Raw genomic sequence first — 2,794 nt, forward strand, 5'->3', positions numbered from 1 at the left:
TTAATCGCGTAGTATCTTGACGTGAATACATAGCGTCTTGAAGGCAGACCCAGGGAACTGAAACATCTAAGTACCTGGAGGAAGAGAAAGAAAAATCGATTCCCTGAGTAGCGGCGAGCGAAACGGGAAGAGCCCAAACCAAGAGGCTTGCCTCTTGGGGTTGTAGGACACTCAATACGGAGTTACAAAAGAGCGAGTTAGATGAAGCGACTTGGAAAGGTCCGCCAGAGCAGGTAAAAGCCCTGTAGTCGAAAGTTCGTTCCCTCCTGAGTGGATCCTGAGTACGGCGGAACACGTGAAATTCCGTCGGAATCCGGGAGGACCATCTCCCAAGGCTAAATACTACCTAGTGACCGATAGTGAACCAGTACCGTGAGGGAAAGGTGAAAAGCACCCCGGAAGGGGAGTGAAAGAGATCCTGAAACCGTGTGCCTACAAGTAGTTAGAGCCCGTTAATGGGTGATAGCGTGCCTTTTGTAGAATGAACCGGCGAGTTACGATTACGTGCGAGGTTAAGCTTTAGAAGGCGGAGCCGCAGCGAAAGCGAGTCTGAATAGGGCGAATTAGTACGTGGTCGTAGACCCGAAACCAGGTGATCTACCCATGTCCAGGGTGAAGGTAAGGTAACACTTACTGGAGGCCCGAACCCACGCACGTTGAAAAGTGCGGGGATGAGGTGTGGGTAGCGGAGAAATTCCAATCGAACTTGGAGATAGCTGGTTCTCTCCGAAATAGCTTTAGGGCTAGCCTCGTGATGAGAATACTGGAGGTAGAGCACTGTTTGGACTAGGGGGCCATCCCGGTTTACCGAATTCAGACAAACTCCGAATGCCAGATATTTATACACGGGAGTCAGACTGCGAGTGATAAGATCCGTAGTCAAAAGGGAAACAGCCCAGACCACCAGCTAAGGTCCCAAAGTAATCGTTAAGTGGAAAAGGATGTGGCGTTGCACAGACAACCAGGATGTTGGCTTAGAAGCAGCCATCATTTAAAGAGTGCGTAATAGCTCACTGGTCGAGTGACGCTGCGCCGAAAATGTATCGGGGCTAAACGATTCACCGAAGCTGTGGATTGACATCTACGATGTCAGTGGTAGGAGAGCGTTCTAAGTGCGTTGAAGTCAGACCGGAAGGACTGGTGGAGCGCTTAGAAGTGAGAATGCCGGTATGAGTAGCGAAAGACGGGTGAGAATCCCGTCCACCGTATGACTAAGGTTTCCTGAGGAAGGCTCGTCCGCTCAGGGTTAGTCGGGACCTAAGCCGAGGCCGATAGGCGTAGGCGATGGACAACAGGTTGATATTCCTGTACCACCTCCTCACCGTTTGAGAAATGGGGGGACGCAGTAGGATAGGGTAAGCGCGCTGTTGGTTATGCGCGTCCAAGCAGTAAGGCGTGTGTGTAGGCAAATCCGCACACTATAACGTTGAGCTGTGATGGCGAGTCCGTATGGACGAAGTTCCTGATTTCACACTGCCAAGAAAAGCCTCTATCGAGGTGAGAGGTGCCCGTACCGCAAACCGACACAGGTAGTCGAGGAGAGAATCCTAAGGTGTGCGAGAGAACTCTCGTTAAGGAACTCGGCAAAATGACCCCGTAACTTCGGGAGAAGGGGTGCTCTTGAGCGTGCAAGCGCATGAGAGCCGCAGTGAATAGGCCCAGGCGACTGTTTAGCAAAAACACAGGTCTCTGCAAAACCGTAAGGTGACGTATAGGGGCTGACGCCTGCCCGGTGCTGGAAGGTTAAGAGGAGTGGTTAGCGCAAGCGAAGCTGCGAATTGAAGCCCCAGTAAACGGCGGCCGTAACTATAACGGTCCTAAGGTAGCGAAATTCCTTGTCGGGTAAGTTCCGACCCGCACGAAAGGCGTAACGATCTGGGCACTGTCTCAACGAGAGACTCGGTGAAATTATAGTACCTGTGAAGATGCAGGTTACCCGCGACAGGACGGAAAGACCCCGTGGAGCTTTACTGTAGCCTGATATTGAATTTTGGTACAACTTGTACAGGATAGGTAGGAGCCAGAGATCTCGGAGCGCCAGCTTCGAAGGAGGCGTCGGTGGGATACTACCCTGGTTGTATTGAAATTCTAACCCATGCCCCTTAGCGGGGCAGGAGACAGTGTCAGGCGGACAGTTTGACTGGGGCGGTCGCCTCCTAAAAGGTAACGGAGGCGCCCAAAGGTTCCCTCAGAATGGTTGGAAATCATTCGTAGAGTGTAAAGGCACAAGGGAGCTTGACTGCGAGACCTACAAGTCGAGCAGGGTCGAAAGACGGGCTTAGTGATCCGGTGGTTCCGCATGGAAGGGCCATCGCTCAACGGATAAAAGCTACCCCGGGGATAACAGGCTTATCTCCCCCAAGAGTCCACATCGACGGGGAGGTTTGGCACCTCGATGTCGGCTCATCGCATCCTGGGGCTGTAGTCGGTCCCAAGGGTTGGGCTGTTCGCCCATTAAAGCGGTACGCGAGCTGGGTTCAGAACGTCGTGAGACAGTTCGGTCCCTATCCGTCGTGGGCGTAGGAAATTTGAGAGGAGCTGTCCTTAGTACGAGAGGACCGGGATGGACACACCGCTGGTGTACCAGTTGTCTTGCCAAAGGCATCGCTGGGTAGCTATGTGTGGACGGGATAAGTGCTGAAAGCATCTAAGCATGAAGCCCCCCTCAAGATGAGATTTCCCATTACGCAAGTAAGTAAGATCCCTCAAAGACGATGAGGTAGATAGGTTCGAGGTGGAAGTGTGGTGACACATGGAGCTGACGAATACTAATCGATCGAGGACTTAACCAAAA

Annotated in this window: 1 rRNA gene; it reads left to right on the forward strand. The window is 52.4% G+C overall.

Annotated elements, in window-relative coordinates:
- Positions 1–2,792, forward strand: a 23S ribosomal RNA gene (locus tag KVT27_RS22950); the annotation flags it as partial.
- Positions 2,793–2,794: the final 2 nt, after the last annotated feature.

The organism is Lysinibacillus sp. GbtcB16 (assembly GCF_019091145.1).
Lineage (GTDB): Bacteria > Bacillota > Bacilli > Bacillales_A > Planococcaceae > Lysinibacillus > Lysinibacillus fusiformis.